The 20,941-nt window shown below is 67.1% G+C and carries 23 protein-coding genes; 2 read left to right on the top strand and 21 right to left on the bottom strand.

Features of this window, described 5'->3' with window-relative positions; all coding sequences use genetic code 11:
* Positions 1-17 precede the first annotated feature (17 nt).
* From ABZS66_RS50190 to ABZS66_RS50165, 6 genes are all read right to left on the bottom strand, one after another.
* On the bottom strand, positions 18-644 hold the full coding sequence (locus tag ABZS66_RS50190) for a hypothetical protein (RefSeq protein ID WP_354770165.1): 627 nt from the start codon (positions 642-644) through the stop codon (positions 18-20).
* A 98-nt stretch (positions 645-742) separates the two neighbouring features.
* Positions 743-1,195 carry a MaoC family dehydratase gene (locus ABZS66_RS50185; RefSeq protein WP_354770164.1) on the bottom strand — a complete coding sequence of 151 codons (453 nt, stop codon included), beginning with the start codon at positions 1,193-1,195 and terminating at the stop codon, positions 743-745.
* Positions 1,196-1,282: 87 nt separating this feature from the next.
* Positions 1,283-2,482, bottom strand: coding sequence for an ABC transporter substrate-binding protein (locus tag ABZS66_RS50180; protein WP_354770163.1), 1,200 nt, complete (start codon positions 2,480-2,482; stop codon positions 1,283-1,285).
* 169 nt (positions 2,483-2,651) lie between these two features.
* Positions 2,652-3,122 (bottom strand): Zn-ribbon domain-containing OB-fold protein, encoded by a 471-nt coding sequence (locus ABZS66_RS50175; RefSeq protein WP_354770162.1) that lies wholly within the window; start codon positions 3,120-3,122, stop codon positions 2,652-2,654.
* Between the two features lie 5 nt (positions 3,123-3,127).
* Complete coding sequence (locus ABZS66_RS50170) at positions 3,128-4,297, bottom strand: acetyl-CoA acetyltransferase (RefSeq protein WP_354770161.1); 1,170 nt, start codon at positions 4,295-4,297, stop codon at positions 3,128-3,130.
* A gap of 94 nt (positions 4,298-4,391) precedes the next feature.
* Entirely contained in the window at positions 4,392-6,002 is a 1,611-nt protein-coding gene (locus ABZS66_RS50165) for an AMP-binding protein (RefSeq protein ID WP_354770160.1), read from the bottom strand.
* A 222-nt stretch (positions 6,003-6,224) separates the two neighbouring features.
* On the opposite strand from ABZS66_RS50165, the gene ABZS66_RS50160 reads away from it, so the two are divergent.
* Positions 6,225-7,148, top strand: coding sequence for an SDR family NAD(P)-dependent oxidoreductase (locus ABZS66_RS50160; protein WP_354770159.1), 924 nt, complete (start codon positions 6,225-6,227; stop codon positions 7,146-7,148).
* Positions 7,149-7,218: 70 nt separating this feature from the next.
* Here ABZS66_RS50160 and ABZS66_RS50155 read toward each other — a convergent pair whose 3' ends face one another.
* From ABZS66_RS50155 to ABZS66_RS50105, 11 genes are all read right to left on the bottom strand, one after another.
* Positions 7,219-7,428 (bottom strand): ferredoxin, encoded by a 210-nt coding sequence (locus tag ABZS66_RS50155; RefSeq protein ID WP_354770158.1) that lies wholly within the window; start codon positions 7,426-7,428, stop codon positions 7,219-7,221.
* Between the two features lie 24 nt (positions 7,429-7,452).
* Complete coding sequence (locus tag ABZS66_RS50150; RefSeq protein ID WP_354770166.1) at positions 7,453-8,394, bottom strand: MBL fold metallo-hydrolase; 942 nt, start codon at positions 8,392-8,394, stop codon at positions 7,453-7,455.
* 137 nt (positions 8,395-8,531) lie between these two features.
* A complete protein-coding gene (locus tag ABZS66_RS50145; RefSeq protein WP_354770157.1) occupies positions 8,532-9,740 on the bottom strand; it encodes a cytochrome P450 in 1,209 nt (402 codons plus the stop codon).
* Between the two features lie 29 nt (positions 9,741-9,769).
* Complete coding sequence (fdxA, locus tag ABZS66_RS50140) at positions 9,770-10,120, bottom strand: ferredoxin (protein ID WP_354770156.1); 351 nt, start codon at positions 10,118-10,120, stop codon at positions 9,770-9,772.
* 50 nt (positions 10,121-10,170) lie between these two features.
* Complete coding sequence (locus ABZS66_RS50135) at positions 10,171-11,526, bottom strand: FAD-dependent oxidoreductase (RefSeq protein WP_354770155.1); 1,356 nt, start codon at positions 11,524-11,526, stop codon at positions 10,171-10,173.
* A gap of 67 nt (positions 11,527-11,593) precedes the next feature.
* Positions 11,594-12,481 carry a sugar phosphate isomerase/epimerase gene (locus ABZS66_RS50130; RefSeq protein ID WP_354770154.1) on the bottom strand — a complete coding sequence of 296 codons (888 nt, stop codon included), beginning with the start codon at positions 12,479-12,481 and terminating at the stop codon, positions 11,594-11,596.
* A gap of 4 nt (positions 12,482-12,485) precedes the next feature.
* A complete protein-coding gene (locus ABZS66_RS50125) occupies positions 12,486-13,283 on the bottom strand; it encodes a CoA ester lyase (protein ID WP_354770153.1) in 798 nt (265 codons plus the stop codon).
* Positions 13,280-14,446 (bottom strand): NAD-dependent epimerase/dehydratase family protein, encoded by a 1,167-nt coding sequence (locus ABZS66_RS50120; protein WP_354770152.1) that lies wholly within the window; start codon positions 14,444-14,446, stop codon positions 13,280-13,282. Before ABZS66_RS50120 ends, ABZS66_RS50125 begins: the two co-directional genes overlap by 4 nt.
* Complete coding sequence (locus tag ABZS66_RS50115) at positions 14,400-15,122, bottom strand: hypothetical protein (protein ID WP_354770151.1); 723 nt, start codon at positions 15,120-15,122, stop codon at positions 14,400-14,402. The genes ABZS66_RS50120 and ABZS66_RS50115 overlap by 47 nt, the downstream gene beginning before the upstream one ends.
* Before the next feature lie 159 nt (positions 15,123-15,281).
* Entirely contained in the window at positions 15,282-15,755 is a 474-nt protein-coding gene (locus ABZS66_RS50110) for a nuclear transport factor 2 family protein (RefSeq protein ID WP_354770150.1), read from the bottom strand.
* A 5-nt stretch (positions 15,756-15,760) separates the two neighbouring features.
* The gene (locus ABZS66_RS50105; RefSeq protein ID WP_354770149.1) at positions 15,761-16,339 is read right to left on the bottom strand and encodes a hypothetical protein; all 579 of its coding nucleotides are present in this window, start codon (positions 16,337-16,339) and stop codon (positions 15,761-15,763) included.
* Positions 16,340-16,602: 263 nt separating this feature from the next.
* Here ABZS66_RS50105 and ABZS66_RS50100 point away from each other — a divergent pair, with 263 nt between their 5' ends.
* Positions 16,603-17,085, top strand: a complete 483-nt coding sequence (locus ABZS66_RS50100; RefSeq protein WP_354770148.1) for a MarR family transcriptional regulator — start codon at positions 16,603-16,605, stop codon at positions 17,083-17,085.
* A 59-nt stretch (positions 17,086-17,144) separates the two neighbouring features.
* On the opposite strand, the gene ABZS66_RS50095 is transcribed toward ABZS66_RS50100, so the two are convergent.
* From ABZS66_RS50095 to ABZS66_RS50080, 4 genes are read right to left on the bottom strand one after another with little or no spacing between them, the layout of a single operon-like run.
* Complete coding sequence (locus ABZS66_RS50095) at positions 17,145-18,005, bottom strand: enoyl-CoA hydratase/isomerase family protein (RefSeq protein WP_354770147.1); 861 nt, start codon at positions 18,003-18,005, stop codon at positions 17,145-17,147.
* On the bottom strand, positions 18,002-18,733 hold the full coding sequence (locus ABZS66_RS50090; RefSeq protein ID WP_354770146.1) for an enoyl-CoA hydratase/isomerase family protein: 732 nt from the start codon (positions 18,731-18,733) through the stop codon (positions 18,002-18,004). Before ABZS66_RS50090 ends, ABZS66_RS50095 begins: the two co-directional genes overlap by 4 nt.
* Positions 18,730-19,590 (bottom strand): enoyl-CoA hydratase/isomerase family protein, encoded by an 861-nt coding sequence (locus ABZS66_RS50085; RefSeq protein ID WP_354770145.1) that lies wholly within the window; start codon positions 19,588-19,590, stop codon positions 18,730-18,732. Before ABZS66_RS50085 ends, ABZS66_RS50090 begins: the two co-directional genes overlap by 4 nt.
* 41 nt (positions 19,591-19,631) lie before the next feature.
* Positions 19,632-20,891: a CoA transferase gene (locus ABZS66_RS50080; RefSeq protein WP_354770144.1), complete on the bottom strand. Its 1,260-nt coding sequence runs from the start codon at positions 20,889-20,891 to the stop codon at positions 19,632-19,634.
* Positions 20,892-20,941: the final 50 nt, after the last annotated feature.

Raw genomic sequence — 20,941 nt, 5'->3', positions numbered from 1 at the left:
CGTCACCATCGCCGCCATCAGCCAATGGCTTCGCGCGTTATGAAACGCTGCCTAGGGAAAGGCTCCGGATCGCTGTCACCGACCCGTACGAGCGCGACCAGTGGAGCGGAGGCCACGGTCGAGGCGAAGTGATCGCTTGCCAGGAACTCGTCGACCGTCCGAACCATCGGCATCGCCACACCGGCTTGCTCGCCAGCCGCCTCGAGCTCAGCCGCAGACCACCGACGTACGGCACGAGCCACCGAATCAACAACGTCCGCACAGTCCAGAAGCTGCTGGGCAGCAACCTTGAGGCCCGGATACGGGTTGAGCGGCATGACCCACCGGTCGTCTGCGGTGCGGTAGAAGCTGAGCCCGAGTGCCTGGTTCCGGTTCGCCGGCGACTCCACCGGGTAGCCGTCGAGCAGCTCCCAGCGCCGATCGTAGAAAGGACACAGCCGGTGCGGCGCTACCCGTAGATCCATTGAGATGTCTTGTCCTGGTCCGCCGCGGTCGCGGTGCAGCGCGGCGACCGCCACGGACTTCGCCACGAGTGCGATGCTCGCAGCCCCGGCCAGCCGCAGCGGGCTGGGAACCACGGGATCCGCTCCGACGAACTCGATGCGGCCGCCGCCGTCCGCACGTTGCAGGCCGACGCCGTCCAAGACCTCGTCGAGTGCTGATTCGATGTCGTATGCCGCGCAGGATGCAGGAGCGGCGATGGCGTTGCGGATTCGGCTTCGAGCGGCCGCATACCGAAGGCTCAGGCGAAGTAGCGAGCGAGTGAGGTGACGACTGCGGCCGGGCGGTCCGCGCCTTCGATCTCGATCGTGCTCTCCAGCTTGAGCTGGACGGCATCCTCCAGTCGCCTGGCCTCCGCGAGCCGCGCCGTGGCGCGGATCCGGGAACCCTCGAGGACTGGGCTGATGAACCGCACCCGGTCCAGACCGTAGTTCACCGCGAAGGATACGTTCTCGACGCGGTACAGCCGGGTCGTGAGCTCGGCGAGCAGCGACAGGGTCAGGTAGCCGTGTGCGATGGTCCGCCCGAAGGGGCCCGCGGCGGCGTGGACCGGGTCGACGTGGATCCATTGGTGGTCTCCGGTCACGTCAGCGAATCCGTCGATGCGCTTCTGGTCCACCAGGATCCAGTCGCTGGCTCCGAGATCCTCTCCTGCAGAGTCGACCAGATCGGTCAGGCCATCGAAGACCCGCATGTGCTGATCCTTCCTCATCGTCAGGTGTCGTGGGTGACGAGCGGTGGAGCGCTGGGCCCGACCTGTTCGGGCCCAGCGTGTCCATCACTACGGCTGCTGAGCCAGCTCCTTCGGCTTGCCGTTGACGAACTGGAACGCCACCAGCGACTTGCTGAACCCGTCGCGCCCGTCAGCGAAGTTGATCAGCGCTCCCGCCTTGCCGGCGGCGCCGGTGAAGGGCGTGATGCCGTCGATCGCCTTGGCGAGCTCGTCTCCGTCGGTGTTGCCCTTGCTCGCGTCGAGTCCCTTCTTCAGAACGGTGAAGGCGTCCCAGGTGGCGCCGTCCTGCTCGGCCAGCCCGAGGGAGAGATCGTCCACGCTGCCGCCGTACTCGGCGGCGTACGCCTTGATGAAGTTCTGGTACTCGGGCTTGGACGGCTGCTGGTTGGCGAGCGTGTAGATCGCCGGCAGCCTGGTGTAGGCGTCGCCGCCGATCTTCAGGGCGTCCGGTGCGATCAGCGAGCCGAACCCGACGACCGGCACCGTCACTCCAGCCTCTGCCATCGTCTTGAGCATGAGACCTGCATCGGCTGCCGCCGACCCGATGTGGACGACAGCGTCGGGGCGCTCGCTCTTGAGCTGGGACACGGCCGAGGTCAGGTCGGTCGCGCCGAGCGTGTAGTGGACGGTCTCACCTGGGTCCAGGCCTGCGCGCTTCGCCTGGTCAACGATGGGCTGCCACAGCGTCGACCCGGTGGGCCCGTTGTCGGCGGTCACCACGGGGTGCTTGTAGCCGAGCGACTTGAGCAGGTCGATCATCTGGACCGGGTAGTCGCTCTGGTCGACAGTGGTGCGGAACGTGTACTTCGCGCCGTCCATCAGCGCGGGTGAGATCGTTGACGAGTTGATGAAGACGATCTTCCGTGGCTCGACGAGCTTGCGGATAGCGAGGCCTTCGATGCTGGTGTAGCCGCCCATCATGACTTCGGCCTTGTCCACCGTGATTGCCCGCTGGGCGACCTTGGCCGATTCGTCGGCGGTGAGCTTGTCGTCGTACACCTTGAGCGAGAGCTGCCGGCCGCCTGCGCCGCCGTTCGCGTTGATCGTCTTCACGGCCAGCTTGGCGGTGTTGACCATCTGCTCGGCCACGGCAGCATTGCCGCTGGTGAGCGGGGCGGCAAAGCCGATGACCAGAGGCTTGCCGCCACCGCTCGAGGCGTTGCCGTCGTCATTGGAGCCGCAAGCGGTAAGCGACATTGAGGCGATCAGCGCCAGGGCGCCGACGCCGATGAGGGATCTGAACTGCACGAGAGACTCCTTGGCGGTGATGACTCAGATGTCAGATTAATTAGCATGCCTAAGTATTTAGGACCTTGCGTCACATATGGCTGGTGTCAAGGGTTCCGGAGACACTTCTTCACAAAAGTGAAGCGATGAACCGCCCGGGAACGGTCGGTCGTCGCCGACGGTCGCAGGATCAGTCGGCAGTGGGCTGAGGCCGCCACTGGGGAAGGCCGATCCCGTCGGCGATCCGCAGCTGGTAGGCCTGCACACGCTGGCCGATGTGCACCTCGTCCACGGGGCACTCGGTGATGTTTCCCATCATCCGGGGCCCTTCGTCGAGGTCGACGAGCGCGATGACATACGGCGCCTCCTCGTCGAACCCGGGCATTCCGGCCTGCCGAACGACGGTGAAGGTGTAGATGGTGCCCCGCCCGCTGGCCGCCTCCCACTCGGGTGTCGCCGCACATGTGCTGCAGACAAGACGGGGGTAATGCTGCGTGTTGCCGCAGGAGGGGCAGCGCTGGATCAGCAGTGTTCCGTCGTAGGCCGCCCGGAAGTAGGTGGTGCTGACGGGGTCGAGATCGGGGACCGGCTTCACCCACGCGTCGGCGACGTCGACGATCTCGAGGGTTCGCTGCTGGCCACGGATGTTCTCGGATGCCATCTGTCTCACCTGCTCTTTCCGAGGATCGTGACCCCGATCGTCGAGAACCAACCACCGGATCCGGCTGCAAGCGCCACCTCGCAGTCCGGGACCTGCACTGCGCCGGCTTGCCCGCGGAGTTGCCGGACGGCCTCGATCAGCAGGAAGATGCCGCGAAGTCCCGGATGACAGGCCGACAAGCCGCCACCATCTGTGTTGATCGGCAACCTGCCACCCAGACGCAGGTTGCCCTCCTCGGCGAACGGTCCCCCCTCGCCCGGCTTGCAGAAGCCGAGGCTCTCCAGCAGCAGGATGACCGTGATGGTGAAACTGTCGTAGAGCATGGCCATGTCTACGTCGTTGGGGCTCAACCCTGCCCGCGCGAACGCATCCGGTCCCGATCGCGTCCCGGCCGTCGTGGTCACGTCCGGCGCCTGAGAGATGTTCCAGTGATTCTGACGGGCCGCCGTCCCCAAGATCGAGACGAACGGCTGCTTGAGGTCGCGAGCGCGCTCCTCGGTGGTTACGATGAGCGCCCCCCCGCCATCGGTGACCGCGCAACAGTCGAACAGATGCAGGGGATCGGCGATCATGCGCGAGTTCAGGACGTCATCGACCGTCAGCGGTTTGCGATAGATGGCCTGAGGATTGTGGCCAGCATGCTCTCGAACCGCGACAGCGACACTCGCAAGCTGCTCCGAAGTGGTGCCGTATTCGTACATGTGGCGCTGAGCGGCCATCGCATAGGCCGCCACCGTCGTCTTGCCGTATGGCTCCTCGTAGGCCGCACCGCCGACCGGCTTGCGGCCGTATGCCGTACCAAGGCTTCGCCCCATCCGCGTGAGGAGGTCGCTGCCGTAGGTCAGCAGGATCGTGTTCGCCATGCCGGATCTGATCGCAGCCTCGGCGTGCTGCACCTGGAACTCATAGGCCGACCCGCCGGTATACGTGCCCTCGATCCATTGCGGATCGAGGCCGAGGTACTCCGCGGTCTCCGGCAGGTCTACGCCTGGGACGCCAGGAATCCAGGCCTCAGCGCATCCGAACCCATCGATGTCATGCTTGCTGAGTCCGGAGTCGGCCAACGCTCGTTGCATGGCCTGGCCCTGATGCCCAAGCGCGTCGAGGTGGGGCGCCTTGGGACCGTCGGACAGTCCGATGCCAGCGATGACCGGGGTTCGGTCAGGACGTGTCACAGGTCAGCTCCTCTTGTGGTTATGGAGAACGGCGGACGGTCGTGCCGCCGGCACGGATTCGGCACGCAGCCACCGGCTCCACGGTCGTCGCGAATCAGGGCAGGTTGCGCAGCTCGTGCTTCTGGACCTTGCCCGAGGCGGTCCGCGGCAGCTCCGAGAGCACGCGCCACGAGTTGGGGATCTTCTGCTTGGCGAGCTTTGCCTGATCCAGGTACGCCGCCATCTCGGCGTCGCCGGGCCACTCCTGGCCATCAGCCAAGGTCACGAATGCTCCGACGACCTCGCCGAGCCGCTCATTGGGCAGTCCCACGACGGCCACCATCTCGACGGCCGGGTGCCGCTGGATGAGTTCCTCGATGTCGCGCGCGGAGAACTTCTCGCCCGCGCGGTTGATGATGTCCTTGGTGCGACCCGTGATGCGCACACGGCCGTGCTCGTCGACCCGTCCGAGGTCGCCGGTGTAGAACCAGCCCTCGTCATCCATCTGCTCGCGGGTGAGCCCCGGATCGGTGTAGCCGATGAGAGCCTGCGGGCCGCGGATCCGCAGTTCGCCCTCCTCGCCCGGAGGGAGCAGTCGGCGATCCGAGTCAACCGCCTGGATCTCGCTGCCGGGAACGACGGCACCGTCGTACTCGGCCCTGATGTCGAGCGGCTCGGTCGGCGCTACCCACGAGACTCCCCCGCCGGTCTCAGTCATGCCGTAGCCCCGCAGCGCCGTAATCCCGACCTCCTCTGCCTCCCGGATCAGGTCGGGCGCGGTCGAGGCACCCCCGGACATGAAGACGGTGATGGGGTGCTCGGTCCCGATGCCCTCGCGATGAGCCGCGACCAGGTCGTGGAGGAAGACCGAGGCGGCAGTGGTGAAGGTGCAACGTTCGCGCTCGATGATGCGCGCCGCCTCGGCCCCGTTCCAGGTCGGCATCACGACGATCTTGGCGCCCATTGACGCAGGCCAGACGACGCCGGCGACGAAGCCGGCGAGGTGCGAGAGCGGCGAGGCACAGAAGAACACATCGTTCGCGCTCAGCGACATCGTGTGGCGGATGCTGCGCGCGTTCGACACGAACCCCTGACCCGTGAGCTCAACTCCCTTCGGCACCGAAGTCGTCCCCGACGTGTACAGCATCAGGCAGCACTTCTCGGGCTCGAGCGGGTCCGGGAAGGAGACCGGGGGCCGCGGGTCGTCCCGCTCCGGGAAGGAGCGCCAGCCGGGACGCGGTTCGTTCATGCCGACGCAGAAGCGCGCGACCGGTCCCCACGACGCGCCACCAAGGATGCCGTCGAGCTCGTCGGCAGGAAGCCGGCCCCGATTCTCGGCGATCGAGATCACCACGCGTGGCTTGCAGTCGTTCACGATATGCGCCATCTCGTGCTCGCGGTAGATCGGCACAACCGGGACGTTGACCGCACCGATGCGGAAGGCCGCCACCTGACCCACCAGCGCTTCGGCCAGGTTCGGCAGCTGGATGAGGACGCGGTCGCCACGGACGACCCCCGCTTCGACCAGGTGCGCGGCAAGCACATCGGCCCAGGCGGCGAACTCCCCGTAGGTCAGCCGAAGGTCGCCGATCACGAGGAACTCGCGATCCGGAGTGCGCTCGGCAACGTCGAACACCCACCACCCGAGGCGCTCGGACGTCCAGTACCCATGGTCGCGGTAGTAGGCCTCGCGGTCGGCCTTTGTCGTCGGCGCGGGAGCAGACATGCTCATTCCTCTCGTCGCGAACGGTGCGGGACGGCAGGGCGACCTCTGTTACGAGGACATGACGCGCGTCACTCATTAGTTAGCCATGTATAACATCGGCAATGACCTGGCGCAACGGCCCGGCAATCTCTTTACATGGCTAAGCAGATGTGTTTCAGTGCCGGTGATCGCGCACGGAGTACCCCGCAGACTGAGCCGCACTAGCACGGAAGAAGGACAGTCATGGACGAACTGAAGGGGAAGGTCGCCGTCATCACCGGCGCCGGCCAGGGCATCGGACGCGCCGAAGCGAGGGCGCTCGCCCGGGCGGGCGCCCATGTAATCGTGAACGACGTGGGTCGAACGCCCGACGGCCGACCCGTCGCCGACGACGCCGTCGAGGAGATTCGCGCAGCCGGGGGGAGCGCCGAGCCCAACACGGACGACATCTCCACCTGGGACGGCGCCGAGCGGCTGATCAGCCAGGCTGTCAACGTCAACGGCAAGCTCGACGTCCTGGTCTGCAATGCCGGGATCATCCGAGACCGCACCATCGTCAACATCTCCGAAGCTGAGTGGGACGCGGTCATGGCCGTCCACCTCAAGGGGCACGCTGGTCCTCTGCACTTCGCGGCACTGCATTGGAAGGCGCTGCACCAGAAGTCCGGGGAGCAGGTCGACGCAACGGTGGTGACGACCTCCTCGGAGGCCGGGCTCTACGGCAACTTCGGACAGGTCAACTACTCGGCTGCCAAGGCCGGCATCGTCGCTCTCACCCAGGTCGCGGCGCGCGAGCTCGCACGGTACGGCGTGCGCGCCAACTCGATCTGCCCTCGCGCACGGACAGGCATGACAGAAGGCGTCGTCGAGGGCATGGAGCCGACCGAGGGGTCGGTCGACGAGTGGGACCCCGAGAGCGTGGCCGCCCTGACGACCTTCCTCGGCTCGGCGTACTCCCGAGGAATCACGGGCCAGGTCTTCGTCGTCCACGGCCCGACCGTGTCCCGCATGCGGGAGTGGACGCCGGCGGACGAGATCACCGGTAACAAGGCACTGCGGCTGAGGGACATCATTGCCCGGCGCGAACTGCTCGGCTCGGCCGAGGACACCATGCTCGTGGACTTCGCCGAGGCTTCCGCGAGGTCGGGTCGCGTGGCCCAGGCCTGACCGAGCTCAGTCCGTTCGACGAAACGGTGGCCGTACCCGTGGGGAACGGCCACCGTTTCTGTCGCACCCGTCAGCCTTCGACGATGATGGCGGCAGCCGGGCACCCGGCCGCGGCCGCGACAGCGGCGTCGCGGTCGCCGGCGCTCACCCGATCATGCAGCACGATCACAGCACCCTCGTGGTCCAGGTCGAAGACTGAAGGCGCCACGATCGTGCAGTTGCCAGAACCTACGCAGACGTCCGGGTCCGCAGTGACGATGGCCTGGTCGTTCTCCGACATGTTTCTCCTCTAGCTGTAGGCCGGTCACCCGCTGTGCCGGTGGCCGGGTTCCGGCGACCACTGCACTGGGGTCCCCGGTCGAACACGAACCCGGCGCTGCGCACGAAGCAGGACCAGGTGGGCCAGGGTCTCGGCCAGCGCCAGTCGCCTCCGCTGGCCTGTGGTCTCCTCCCACGAACGCGACCAGGTCAGCCGGCGTGCAACCTGCCAGACGGTGGCTGCAGCGTCGGCTTCGACGAGGATCGCCTCGATCTCGGCGAGTCGTGCCTCATGGTGACGACGCATCGCCTCGACCCGCGCCGGCAGGTCCCGGAAGCGGTATTCGTGCCCGGGGAGCACCTCGACGTCCGCATCTCTCGCCCAGACCGCTACCTCGGTCAGCGACCGCAGGTACTCGGTCAAGGCATCGTGCCCGTCGGAGCTGTACGTGCCAATCGTCGGCGTGATTCGCGGAAGGACATGATCCCCGGTCAGCACCACCCGATCCCCCGGCACTCGCAGGCACAGGTGACCAGGGGTGTGCCCAGGCGTCCAGAGCGCCTCGATTCGGCCTCCCGTCAGCCGGGCCACATCCGTGGCATCGAGTCGGTAGTCCGGCTCCAGGACCGAGATACGCCGTGCGTACGCCGGGTTCAACCGGAGCGCTGCGCGCTCCATCTCCGGTACGCCGCACTCGGCCGGCCACGTCTCGTTGCGACTCTCGACGGCCCTTCCGTCGCGCAACTGGTCGAGCAGGTCGGCGTCGGCACGGTGGATGCCGACCCAGCATCCCGACACTTCCCGCACCTGGACGGCGAGACCATGGTGGTCGGTGTGGGCGTGGGAAACCACGACCCCTGCCACGTCGGCCAGGTCGAGACCCGCACGAGTGATGCCGTCCCGCAGCGCTTGCCAGGCCACGTCGGCCGGCCAGCCCGGGTCCACCATGACCAGCCCGACGCCGGTCTCCACCACGTAACAGTTCACGTAACGCAACGGACTGTCGGGGATTGGAACCGGGATCGACCAGATACCGGCGCGGACCCGTTCCGCATCGGGTAGTTGGCGGGCGGCCCAGGCGGCGTGCTGCTCCGCGTTGGACGGCGCCGCGCTGGCAAGGGCGGTCAGGACACCGTCTCCAGTGCGGGCTCGACGACGACGTTCAAGGGGCTGAACGAGCGTGGCATGTAGCCGCGGTAGCTCGCCGGCTCGGCATCGCTGTCCCAGCGGAGGCAGGCGTAGCGCTCGAGCAGCTGCGAGATCACCTCGACCTCCTCGCCGCGGGAGAGCGCGGCACCGACGCAGTACCGCGGACCGACGTTGAACGCGACGTGCGTCTTGAGATTGCGGCGATCGAGATCGACGGTCTCCGGGTCGTGGAACTGCCGCGGGTCACGGTTCGCAGCACCGTTGACCGGGTGGACTCGATCGCCCTTGCGAATCAGCTGGCCCGCCACCTCGACGTCCTGCGTTGCCACGCGCACCCGGAACTGCACCGGAGCGAGGTAGCGCAACACCTCCTCGCCGAAGGCCACGATCTGACGCTCGTCCCCGCGGATCCGATCCTGGAGCTCGGGGTAGTTCAGCAGGGTGTAGATGGCGTTCTTGAGGAAGTGCGCGGTGGTGTCCGTTCCGGCGAAGAACAGCACTCGCGCCTGGGCGAGGATCTCCTCTTCGCCCCACTCATCCAGCACGCCCTGCCCCTGCTCCCACAGCACCGAGATCAGGTCGTCGCGGGGCTCGTCTCGGCGGGCTCGGATAACCGGAAGGAGTACCTCGTTGAGGGAGGCGGCCGCGGCGGCGGCCTCGGCGTACGCCTCGTCGTCCTCGCCGAAGGTCTCCGTCCACCGGAACATCGTGGAGTTCCAGCGGCGGCACTTGTCCATCAGCTCCTCGTCGCGCCAGTCGAGGCCGAGGAGCGCGGCGATGACGCCGCTGGGGACGACCGAGGCGAACTCGGCTGCCAGGTCGACATGCGTGCGTCCCTCGATCGCGTCGAGCCGTGCGCTCACCAGCTCGGCGATGAAGTCCGTTCGGTACTTGCGGACCGTCACCGGCGTGAAGTGCTGAAGCAGGAAGTTGTGGACAGCGTGGTGCTGCTCTCCCTGGAGGAGCAGCACTCCTTTCGGCCCGCCGTAGACGTCCGCCGCACCCTTCAGTTCGAAGTACGGATGGGCGAAGAGGTCCTCATTGAGCTGGATAAACCGGCACTCCTCGTAGCCGACGACGATCCAGGCGTTCATGCCCTCATCCCAGTGCACGGGGCCACGGGCGAGCCGGTCGGCGAAGAAGGGATAGGGGTCTTGGTCGCGGGCTTCCTTCAGACTCTTCATTGCGGGCTCGGCCTCCATGGTTGATGAGATCAAGCGCCGGCCGACGATGCCGGGCAGCTTGACACCAGAGCGGTGTCGACACCAGTGCGTCCGAGGTCGCTCGATCCGCCGGGGTGGCCCAGCGCCTCGTCGCGACCGGGGAGGGGCTCCAGGAAGAAGCGGGCGTTGTCCTCGATGAACTCTGCCTGGTTCTCGGGGACCTCATCGCGGTACTTGATTGCCGTGACCGGACAGACCGGCTCGCACGCACCGCAATCCACACACTCGTCAGGGTGGATGTACGCCTTGCGCGAGCCCTCGTAGATGCAGTCGACTGGGCAGACTTCGACGCAGCTGCGGTCGAGAACGTCGATGCAGTCGCCGGAGATGACATAGGCCATAACGATGCTGACTTCCTAGTTGGAGGAACCTGGTGATGAACGCCAGCGGATCAGTCCGTGTCCCGGCCGAGGCCTGCGACGCCTGACGCTCCGACACGACGCAGGGTTTCCCAGTCGGGAATTTTGGTGCGTGCGCGGCCAAGCACCTGACCGCGGCTCAGCTCCTCCGAGTCGATCGACAGCCAGCCGTCGTACGTGACAGGCCTGATTCCGCGCTCGGAGAGCACACGGTCGACCTCATCGGACGTGACACCGCGCGGCGGCTGACCCTCCCAGTCGGCAAGGATGCTGACCACCGTGTCGGCGGCGCAGGCCCGGTTGGTCCCGACGACCCCGGTCGGTCCACGCTTGACCCAACCAGCGACGTAGTGACCATTGAGTGCCCGACCGTCGGGGCCGAGCACCCGACCCGCGTCGTGCGGGACACGGCCGAGGCTGTCGTCGAACGGCAGCGTGCCGACCGGCGTGCTGTGGTAGCCAACCGACCTCACGACCATGCCGGCCTTGAGCTCTGTGACTTCTCCGGTCGGAACCGCCACACCGTCGACGTCCTGCACCCTCTCCAGGCGTACGGCGGCGACGGCACCACCCGCTTCGAGAAACTCGACTGGGCGGGACCAGAAGTGGAAGTGCAGAGTCCGCTGACCGTGCACCACCTCGCGCGCGGCGATGTCGGCGAAGGCCTTGAGGTTCGCCGCAGTCATCGGGTCCTGCGACCCCGCAGGCAGCAGGTCCGCATCGAGCTCTGTAGCGACGTAGTCGAGCTCGAGCAGCTCGCGCAGCTCCTTCGCGGTGAACTTCGCGTGCTCAGGTCCGCGGCGGCAGACCAGGTGTACGTCGCGGACATTGCTGCATACGAGCCGGTCCAGGACGTGCGGCGGCATGTCGGTCTGCGCCAGGTCCTCTGCTGACTTCGCCAACAGGCGTGCCACGTCCAGAGCGACGTTGCCGGCGCCGATCACGACAACCGACTCCGCGGCCAAGGGGAACGACTCCCCGGCCTGAGCATGGTCGGGGTGGCCGCTGTACCAGGCAACGAAGTCCGTGGCTGAGCAGACCCCGGCGAGGTCCTCACCCGGGATCGAGAGCCGGCGACCGACGGAGGCGCCGGTTGCAAAGACCACGGCGTCGTAGAGCTCACCGAGCTCGTCGGTCGTCACATCGATGCCGACGTGGACGTCACCAAGGAAACGGACCTGACCGCGTTCGAGTACCTTCTGGAGCGCGACGATGATCGACTTGATCCTCGGGTGGTCGGGCGCGACGCCGTACCGAACGAGGCCGTACGGCGTGGGCAGACGGTCGTAGATGTCAACTGAGACGTCGATGCGGCTGCGCACGAGGGCCTCGGCCGCATAGACGCCCGCCGGGCCCGACCCGATGACTGCGACACGGTAAGGGATCATCCGCTCCCCACTCCCACGATTACTTAGCCATGTAAACTTAACCTGGCGAAGCAATAGGTGTCAACGGTCACATGCCGGCCGACCGCACCGCCGGCGCAACGACTGCACGCGTGGCTTGCGCCGCAAGTCGCGCCGCATCCGAGGTCGGCCGTCGCCAGAGTTCGTCGGAGTAGACCTCGATCGAGAGCGGCGCATCGACTCCCGGCCGGTCGAGGGCCGTCACGAACGAAGGCAGGTCGAAGTCGCCGTCGCCCGGCAGGACTCGGTGGTGGACGGCATCGACCATCCGGTTAGGGTTGACGGGCGGGATCGGCCCGTCGTTGAACTGCACCATGAACACCCGCTCGGCCGGCACCGTCCGCAGCAGGTCGAGGTCCGGCCGGCCACGAAAGAAGTGCCAGCTGTCGATGCACAGCCCGCCGTTGTCGCGGTTCGCGTCGGTCACGACGGCCAGCCCGGTCGCGAGGTCCGGGATGCTGCTGTACGAAACGAACTCCAACGCCACTCTCAGCCCGTGGCCGGCCGCCCGGTCACACAGGCTCCCAAAGGCTTCGGTCACCTCCGGTCCGATCGGCCGGGCGTCGAAGGTGCCAACCGTCTGTGCGAACGGCACACCGAATGTGTCGGCCAGGTGGAACGCGATCCTCTCGATCTCCGGGTTGGCGTAGACCAGACCCGGACGGCTCGGGATGCCGGCCGGTCCGGGCACACCGTGGAAACCGAACAGGACCTCGACTTCGTTGATCCGCACATCCCATTCGGCCAGGACCGCGGCAAGGTCACGGTCCTTCCATCCGTCCGCTCTCAGGGCCTGGTAGTAGGGAATGGCAAGGCCGATCCCGTCGTACCCGGCCTGTCGGGCTGCGGCGACGCGGTCGGGGAACGAGGCGTTGCGAACGGTGCCCCACGCCAGGACCAGCCGCGGGGCGCGGGCGAAGGTCGACGACGATGTCACGTGACTACTCCTCACGCTGACCGGCACGCGCGAGGATCGCGCGGGCGCGTGCTCGTACAGGCGGGTCCACGAGTTGGCCTGCGAAGCGTGCGACCGCACCGTCGGCAGCCAGGACCCCCTTCGCCCAGGCAAGCTCATCGGCGGTTGGACGAAGCGCCTCGTGCACGAGCGGCACCTGGCGGGGGTGCAGGCACAGCTTGCCGTGCAGGCCGATCTCGGCCGCCCGGCGGACGTCGGAACGCACGGTTTCGTCGTCGTTGAGCTCGACGGTCACTCCGTCGACCGGCGAGGCGATCCCCGCCGCGGCGGAGGCGATCACGAGGTGCGTCCGGATCGCGAGCAGCGGATCCCACGTCGGTTGCGCGCCGAGCGCTGCGGCGAGGTCGAGAGTCCCGAGGACGAGACGTGGGACCGCACCGTGACGGGCCAACGACCGGATCCCCTCGAGCGCATTGGGTGTCTCCACCAACGGGAGCACGGGTACGCCGAGCCGGTGGTGGACATGGCCGATCTGGTCGGCGGTCTCGGCCTTCGCCAGCATGACCGCGACCAGGTTCGCGGTCCCGGCGAGCGCCTCGAGATCGGCCTGATGGTCGTCGGTCTCGGCGCCGTTCACACGGACGACCGCCGGGGACTGCTCAAGCCATAGCCTGGTCGAGGCCCTGGCCGCGGGTCGGGCTCCTGGAGCGACCGCGTCCTCGATGTCGATGACCACAAGGTCGGCGCCGGCGCGCGCGGCCGATTCGAATCGGTCCGGACGGGAGCCCGGCACGAAGAGCAGCGAGCGCGCTGAGCCGATCATCCGGCGGAGCCGGTCAGATCGGGCAGCACCCGGCGCTCCACGAGCGCCCTCAGCGCGTCACGGAAGGTTACCTCGGTGTCGCAGACCCGGGTGTAGCCCGCCTGCTTCACCTTGACCGTGCTGACCAGCGCCGGTGGTGGCGTCGTCGTCAGGCCGTAGCCGAAGGTGTAGTCGGCGTACTGGTGGGACTGGCCAAGGACGTCAAGCAGCGAGAGTGGCCGAAGCCGGTGCTTGGCGACGATGTCCTCCCAGACGCCGGCCAGGCGGGGAAGCTCATCGGCCAGGCTCATCGGCCGGGGCTCTGCGCACGGCACACCCATCGCGTCGGCCAGGGCTGGCCAGAGCTCCTGCCAGGAGAACACCTCCCCGTTCGTCAGGTTGAAATGCTCGCCCCAAGCCGCCGGCGAGGTCGCCGCCCATACCAGCGCACCGGCCACCACCCGCGCGTCCACGATCTGGCGGACCGGATGGATGGCGCCGCCCGGGAAGCCGAACGGGATTCCTTTCGCAACACTGAGCGCGGCGAACGCACCGATCACCGGAGGCGTGCAGTAGGCGACGCCGTACGCCGGTCCGACAACCTGGACGGGCCGGAAGATGGTCCAGTCGAACGCGTGGCGATCGGCCAGCTCCCGAAGCAGGTCCTCCTGGTGCCAGTAGAAGTTCTCATGCCCGTCGCGTGGCGCCCGCTCCCGCGCCGGGATCGGGATCGGGTGCAGGTGGGCGCCGTACGCCTTCGTTCCCTGCATCACGGTGACATGCCGCAGCCCGCCCTCGGAGGCCAGCGGAGCGAGGACGTTCCCGAGCATCGCCCGGTTGGTCGCCATCTGCTCCGGGTCGGACCAGCCGGCGACGAGTTTCGGCTTCTCGTACGCCGCCGCGTAGACGAGATGGGTTGGCCGTGGCTCAAGGGCGGCAACGGCGTCCCGAGTCGCGGCCTCATTTGTCAGGTCCACCGGCACGTGCTCGAACCGCACCGACCGGTCCATCTCGGGAGCGCGTCGCGAGAACGCGACCACGTGCCACCCTTCGGCGGCGAAGGCGGCAACCGCCGCGGTTCCTATGAGCCCGCTGGCACCAGCGACCAGCACTCGCCCAGCACTCATATTGTCTCCTTTACGCCGGTTGGAGGCCCGGCAGATCGGACTGATCGGGTTCTGCAAGAGCGCCGGAGGCCGACACGCTTCCCTCACCGGTAGCGACCTCGACGTCCGTCTGTCCCCCGTTGCCCGGACGGCGGGCCCATATGGTCTGCGGCCCGACCGCCGGCGCGAGCAGCCGGTAGGAAAAGACCTTTCCCAGCAGCTCGCAGCCGCGCGTCCGGAGGTCCTCGGCCATCAAGACCGCCTGCAAGGGACCATGGATCACCAGATCGTCGAAGCCCTCGGTACGCGCATGGTCGCGGTCGTAGTGGATCCGATGAGCGTTGTAGGTGAGTGCCGAGAACCGGAAGAGCAGGACCGGGTCGACCCTGAGCGAGGTCCCCCGGCCGGCTGCGCCGGAGTCTCCCGGCGCGCCCGTGCACCCGATCAGCGGAGCCGAATCCGGTCGCTCGGGCCGATAGACGATCTCGTGGTCGTCCCGCACCGCCAGCTCATCGTCCTGGACGTACTCGTGACGCACTGTGACGAAGCGGAGGTGCCCGCTTCGTCCCTCCGTTTCCCGCGAGGTGAGGATCCGGGAGGTTCGGGTGGCCTCTCGGCCGACGACGAGCGGCCTGCGGTGCCACACCCGACCGCCGGCGAACATGCGCCGGACGCCGGCGGCCGGAGGTGTCGGCAGCCCAACCAGCGGGTGGCCATCCGCCCCGATCAGATGCTGCGGCACCGCCTCGAGCAACTGGGTGATGTGCCACGTGGGTGGGACTCGCTCCGGCGACGCCGGCCGGACACCCAGGAGCCCGGCCAGCGCGTCGACGGGATGGCGACCAATGACGTCTGTCCGGACTTGGATGTCCCCACGACCTTCAAGGTCCGACGATGCCATCGGGCCGCCGGCTCAGAAGGGGGGAAGCAGTTCGACGGCCTGCGGAGCGCTCACGAAGTAGCGCTCGACCAGGCGTCGAGCAAGCTTCCAGGCGCCCGAGCGACGCTCGTAGACGTCGTGGTACGTGCAGCTGACCCAGCTGATCTTGCCCGACGGATGCACGCACACTGCGATGGCATCGCTGCGACCGGTCGCACGATCAGGGTTCTCGAAGTGGGCAGTGTGGTTGGTGGTCCAGTGGTAGGTCTCCTTCCACACCTTGCCGATGACCTCCTGCGAACGACGGATCTCCTCCGTGCCGCGGAAGTCGCCGCGCCCGCCCGGGATGAGGTACTCGGCGTCGTCGTGCCAGATGCTCATGAACCGGCCGATGTTGCGACGGTCGGTACCCTCGCAGTAGCCCGCAATGATGTCGGCGATCGCGGCCCGGCTCTCGATCTCGTCGATCCGCTCCTCGAGGGATCGGCTCTGGATGCTGGATGTCATGGCGCTCAGGCCTCGACCCGCGGCTTGGTCCGGAACTTGTCCGGGTAGTTGTCGGGCAGGTCCCCCTCGGCCAGCGGGACGATGTGGTGGTCGAGGACGTAGCGGTCCTCGCCAGTGGCCCTGTCATCCTCGTTGAACGTCCAGAAGACGACGGTCCGGGCCGACAGCACGTAGAAGGGGCTCGCGGGCGAGCTGTCGTCGACGAAGCCCATCTTCCGCGCGACCTCAGCAGTCAGGATCTGCCGGAAGGTGCCCTCGGTGACGATGTCGTAGTCGCTGACCACCACGCGGGTCTTCTTCGACTCGATGACGTACGAGCCGTTGTTCACCATCTCGGTGTAGTTGGCACGAACCTCGTCCAGGCCCTTCGGCCCGGTGTCTCCCTTGACGTTACCGAAGACGCCGTACTCGTGGTACTGCGGGTCATCCGACAGCGTCGGCAGAACCATGTCCAGGTCCGCCAGCACCTCGCCCTTGGAGTGGTGGACGACCGTCTCGAGATGCTTGCGCTGCAGGGGCGTCTTGGCCTTGTGCATGTGCTCCTCGAAGCTGGTGTAGGTCAGCTCCGGCCTGAAGTCCTTCACTGTCTCTCCTCAGGGATACCGAGACCGTCATGTGACGGTCGCAACAATTTATCTAACCATGTGAAACAAAACTAATCGCTGAGCCAAGCATCTGCAAGGCTGTTCGGCGAACGACCGCAGATGATGCGAACCCTCGACCAGCCGGGGGGCCTCGGCACGGCCGCGGCACACCGGCCGCGTGAGCACGTGGCGGCCGGAGGCTTGATAGGCGCATACTTAGCGGGGCGAAATTAATTGGGCGAAGGACCAGATTCGGGGTAAGGATGACCACGACCACCGGTGGCTCTATCGACGGCGTCAGGCGCAAGCACGCCGTCCGGCGCGATGACCTGACCCGCCTACGGATGACGCTTGGCCGCCTCGGACGCGTCCTGCGGCAGCAGAATGACGAAGGTCTGAGCTACGCCCTCATCTCGCTGCTGTTCAACATCGGGCGTAGCCAGCCTGTCTCCGCCGGCGAGCTCGCGGCATCAGAGGGGGTCTCCCCGCCATCGGTGACCCGATCGCTCAACCGCCTGATCGAGCTCGGCTACGTCTCACGCACCGCGGACCCCGCCGACCGCCGTGCCGCCCTGATCGAGCTGACGCCGAGCGGTGTCGAGGAGCGTGAGAAGGCGCTGAAGAGCCGCGAGGTCTGGCTCGAGGAGCATCTCACACGACTCAACGACACGGAGCTGCATAGCCTGCTCGCCGCATTGCCTGCCCTCGAGCGGCTCTGCGATCCTGAGCTCCCGCGCCAGCCCTGATGGCACATCCGCCTTGAGGGGCTTCATCGCACAGGGCGAACGCGGGTTCGAAGTGGTGATCAGCGGATCTCGACGTCCTTGCGTGAGCGCACCAAGGCCGCCTCGGCGCCCTCATGACGCACCTGACGCAGGAAATTGAACTCGTCCGGCTGGAAGTGAATGTTGCTCAGGGAGGCGCCGACGACCGTGGTCGCCGCGAACGAGAGCCCGATACCGAGCTTCTCCAGTGAGGCGAAGACCGCGTATTTCTCCGTGACGATGCCGTCACGCATGATCGACGCACACGTGGCGGCGAGTTCCGACGCCCCGTACGGGGCGTCCTCATCGACGCGATCGACGAGGCCGTAGTCGAGGGCCGTCGACGCCGACCAGGCGACGTTGCAATACATGAGCTCCTTGGCGCGCTTGAGCCCGACGGTGGCGAACAGCAGCGACATGTCGCCGTCCACCCCGACGTTGTGCCACCGGGGAGAGCCGAAGGTCGCGTCCTCGCCTGCGACCACCAGATCCGCGCACAACACCAAGTAGAGCCCGGTGTCCCAGCAACGACCACGAGCCTCGACGATGGTCACCTTCCGGCAATGCAGCAGCCGTTGGTAGAGACCCGTGCTGCCCCACCACGCGTCGTCCAGGGCGATCAGCCGCGCCCGTTGGCTCGGGTGCTTGCGGACCGCTCCGCCGGGCGCTTCACGGTACTGGCTCCAGGCGTCAGCGGGATCCCAGCCGGCACACAGGTCGTCGCCTTCACCACGAATCAGCACCACCTTCACGTCGTCGTCCTCGTCGACGTTCGCGAGATGGGTAGCGAACTCGGCGGCCATGGCACGGGTCATCAGGTTGCCTGCCAGGGACCGCCGGATGATGATGGTGGCGATATGGTTCTCGTGGTCCTTGCTGAGCTCTACCCTGCCCTCGCTCATGCATCCTCCTCCGTGAGACCGGACCCGACCGCCGTGCGGTGGATCGTGTAGTGGTCGGCCAAGTCGAACTCCCGCCCCACTCCGTGTGCGTCGTAGACGGCCTGTTGCAGCATCTTCGACATCGTCACGCCGTCCAATGGCATGCCGAGGACTGCGGCGGTCATCCGCTCTACCTCTGTCTGGAGTTGCGGCGCCGGGACAACCCGGTTGACGAGCCCGATCCGCCCAGCGGTGGCGGCGTCGTAGGTGGTTCCTCGGAGCAACCACGACTTGGCTCGGTTGAGCCGGATCGTGAGCGCTGCGAGGACGAAGTTCGACTCGGGCACATCCAGGAAAGGTGAGCCGAACTCGGCGTCCTCGCTCGCCACAGCAAGGTCAGTGCAGAGCAGGAGCGCGCTGCCTGCTCCGTGACACGCACCGCGCACCTCTGCGACCACGACCTTCTTGGCAAAGCAGGTCGCCTGGTACACCGCGGTCGAGGCAGCGAAGGACCGGTGCCACGTGGTGGGCGCCTCGGCAGCCGACGGGAACCCGGTCGACACCGCCGGCGCGAAGTCTGATCCCGTGGCACGCAGGACGATCGCCTTGACGTGATCATGGTCCGATGCCTCGATGACGGCTGCGGCAAGTTCTTCTGCGAACGCAGGATCGTGTGACGTCAGCGGGGCGAAGCTATCCACCTCGATGTACGCGCGGCCACCGGCTATACGAAGGTCGACCGAACTCATGCCTTCACCCCCGCGCGGGGATCCGCCGCGCCCTTTCGCTTCTTGTCAGCGTCGAGCGCACCACCGACGCCGACCTCCTTCGCGGTCTTCCAGAAGTCCATCTCGTCCGGACCCGATTGCAAGAAGTGCGACACCAGGAGCCCGGTGATCGAGGGAACACTGGTGTCCATCAGGCCCTCCGCAGCGCGAAGTCTCGACTTCAGGTAGAGCAGGTGACCGGGCGGACGGGCAGCGATATCCGCCGCGATCGCATGGGTGGTCTCGGCAAGCGCGGTTGCCGGCGCTACGGTGTCGACGAGGCCAAGACCGTGCGCCTCGGTCCCACTCAACGGCATCGCGGTGAACCCGGTACGTCGGGCCGCCTTCATACCCAGGATCCGGTTGATGTGCACGCTGGCGACCGCACCGGCCGGGCCCAGGAAGCGAGCCTCGAGTGCGCCGATCCGCGTGTCCTCGGCGGCCGTCACCACGTCGACCTTGCAGGCGATCATGAAGTAGGCGGCTGCTGCGCAGTAACCGTGCAGCTGCGCGACCGTAACCTTCGGCGAACGAGAGATTGCCTGACTGAATCCCAGCCGACCCCACGCCATGTCCGCGCCGTATCGGTACCCGACCGTCAGCGTGCGACGTCGCTCGTGCGGTCGTTTCTGGCCCCACTGCTCGTTGATCTCGTTGCCGCTGCAGAACGACTTGCCGTTGCCGCGGATCACGACGACGCGCACCTGCGGGTCATCACCGGCCCGCGCCATGAGGTCGATGATGCGGTCCCGCATCGGGACACTCATGGCATTGTGCTTCTCGGGGCGATTGAGTGTCAGGTAAGCGATGCCGGAGGCTGCATCGACTTCGTACAGCACCTGTCCGGCTGCGGCCGCGATGCTCTCAGGAGTTCCGTACCTCAAGCTTTGTCCACCTCTTCCGCTACGTGCGGCGAGTCCGACGGCTCGCACGCGACCTGGACCTGCTCGACCACACCGTGGGCCACCAGCTCATCGATTCGATCCGGGGGAACACCGAGGTCCTTGAGCACGTCGGTGGTATCTGCGCCGAGCTCCGGGGTCCAGCCTCCGACCCGTGCGGGGGTGACGCTGAGCAGGAACGGGCTGCCGACTGTGCGGATGGTCCCCCATGTCGCGTCCGGTTGCTCGACGACGAAGCCGTTCGCCAGGACGTCAGGATCCCGGGCGGCCTCGACGAAGGTATTGACGGGAGCTACAGGTACGCCGTTGTCCCGCATCCGTTCGACCCAGGTGTCTCGGTCGGCGGTCAGGAACGTCTCCTCGAGGATGGGTTCAAGGATGTCGCGATGCTGTTCACGGATCCGGCTCTTGGCGAATCGCGGGTCGTCGCGCAGGTCGAGCCTGTCGAGGGCCGTGGTCAGTCCGTTCCACACCTTCTGATCTGTGGCGCCGATGACGACCCAGCGGTCGTCCCTGCAGCGGAAGGCGCCTGAGGTCGACGTCACTCGGCCCTGGGTCCGCTGCACTTCGTCGCCGTGCAGTGCGATGGTGACCTCGGCAGTGTGCATGGCCAGGCAGGATCCGACGAGCGAGCCGTCGACCCGCTGGCCGCGTCCGGTTCTCTCCTTGGCAAGCAGTGCGGTCAGGATGCCCATGGCCAGGAAGACAGCGCCGGCCGAGTCGGCCATCCCGCGACTGGCGAGTCGCGGTGCCCCGTCCGGGGTGCGCACGAAGTCCGAGAGGCCCGAGACGGCCTGCGCGACCATGTCGAACATGGGCTCGTTGCTGCGCGGGCCCAGTGGGCCGTATCCCGACGCGGCGGCATAGATGAGCTGCGGGTTTTCCTCGCGCAGCGTGTCGTAGCCCAGGCCCAGCTTCTCCATGACGCCAAGTCGGAAGTTCTCCACGACGACATCGCACTCTCGGGCGAGGGCTTTCACGATATCGCGACCCTCCGGGCGCGTGATGTCGACGGCGATCGACTTCTTGCCGCGGTTGAGGCCCGTGAAGAAGCCTGCGTACCCGTCAGGTGCCTGGCGCAGTCGCCGGTCCCACTCGCCTCCCGGCCGTTCGACCTTGATGACCTCTGCGCCGAGGTCGGCAAGAATGCGGGTCGCATAGGGACCCTGAAGGAACCGCGTCAGGTCGAGAACCTTGACTCCGTCAAGCGCGCCGGGCCGAATCTCGGGCTCACTCATGCGTCCTCCCCCACGGTGGTCGTGACGAGCACGTCAAGCGCCTCCACGCG

It is taken from the genome of Dactylosporangium sp. NPDC005572 (genome assembly GCF_040605515.1).
Lineage (GTDB): Bacteria > Actinomycetota > Actinomycetes > Mycobacteriales > Micromonosporaceae > Dactylosporangium.
The sequence above is the reverse complement of the archived record's forward strand: the minus strand, read 5'-3'. Positions and strand labels throughout refer to the sequence as shown.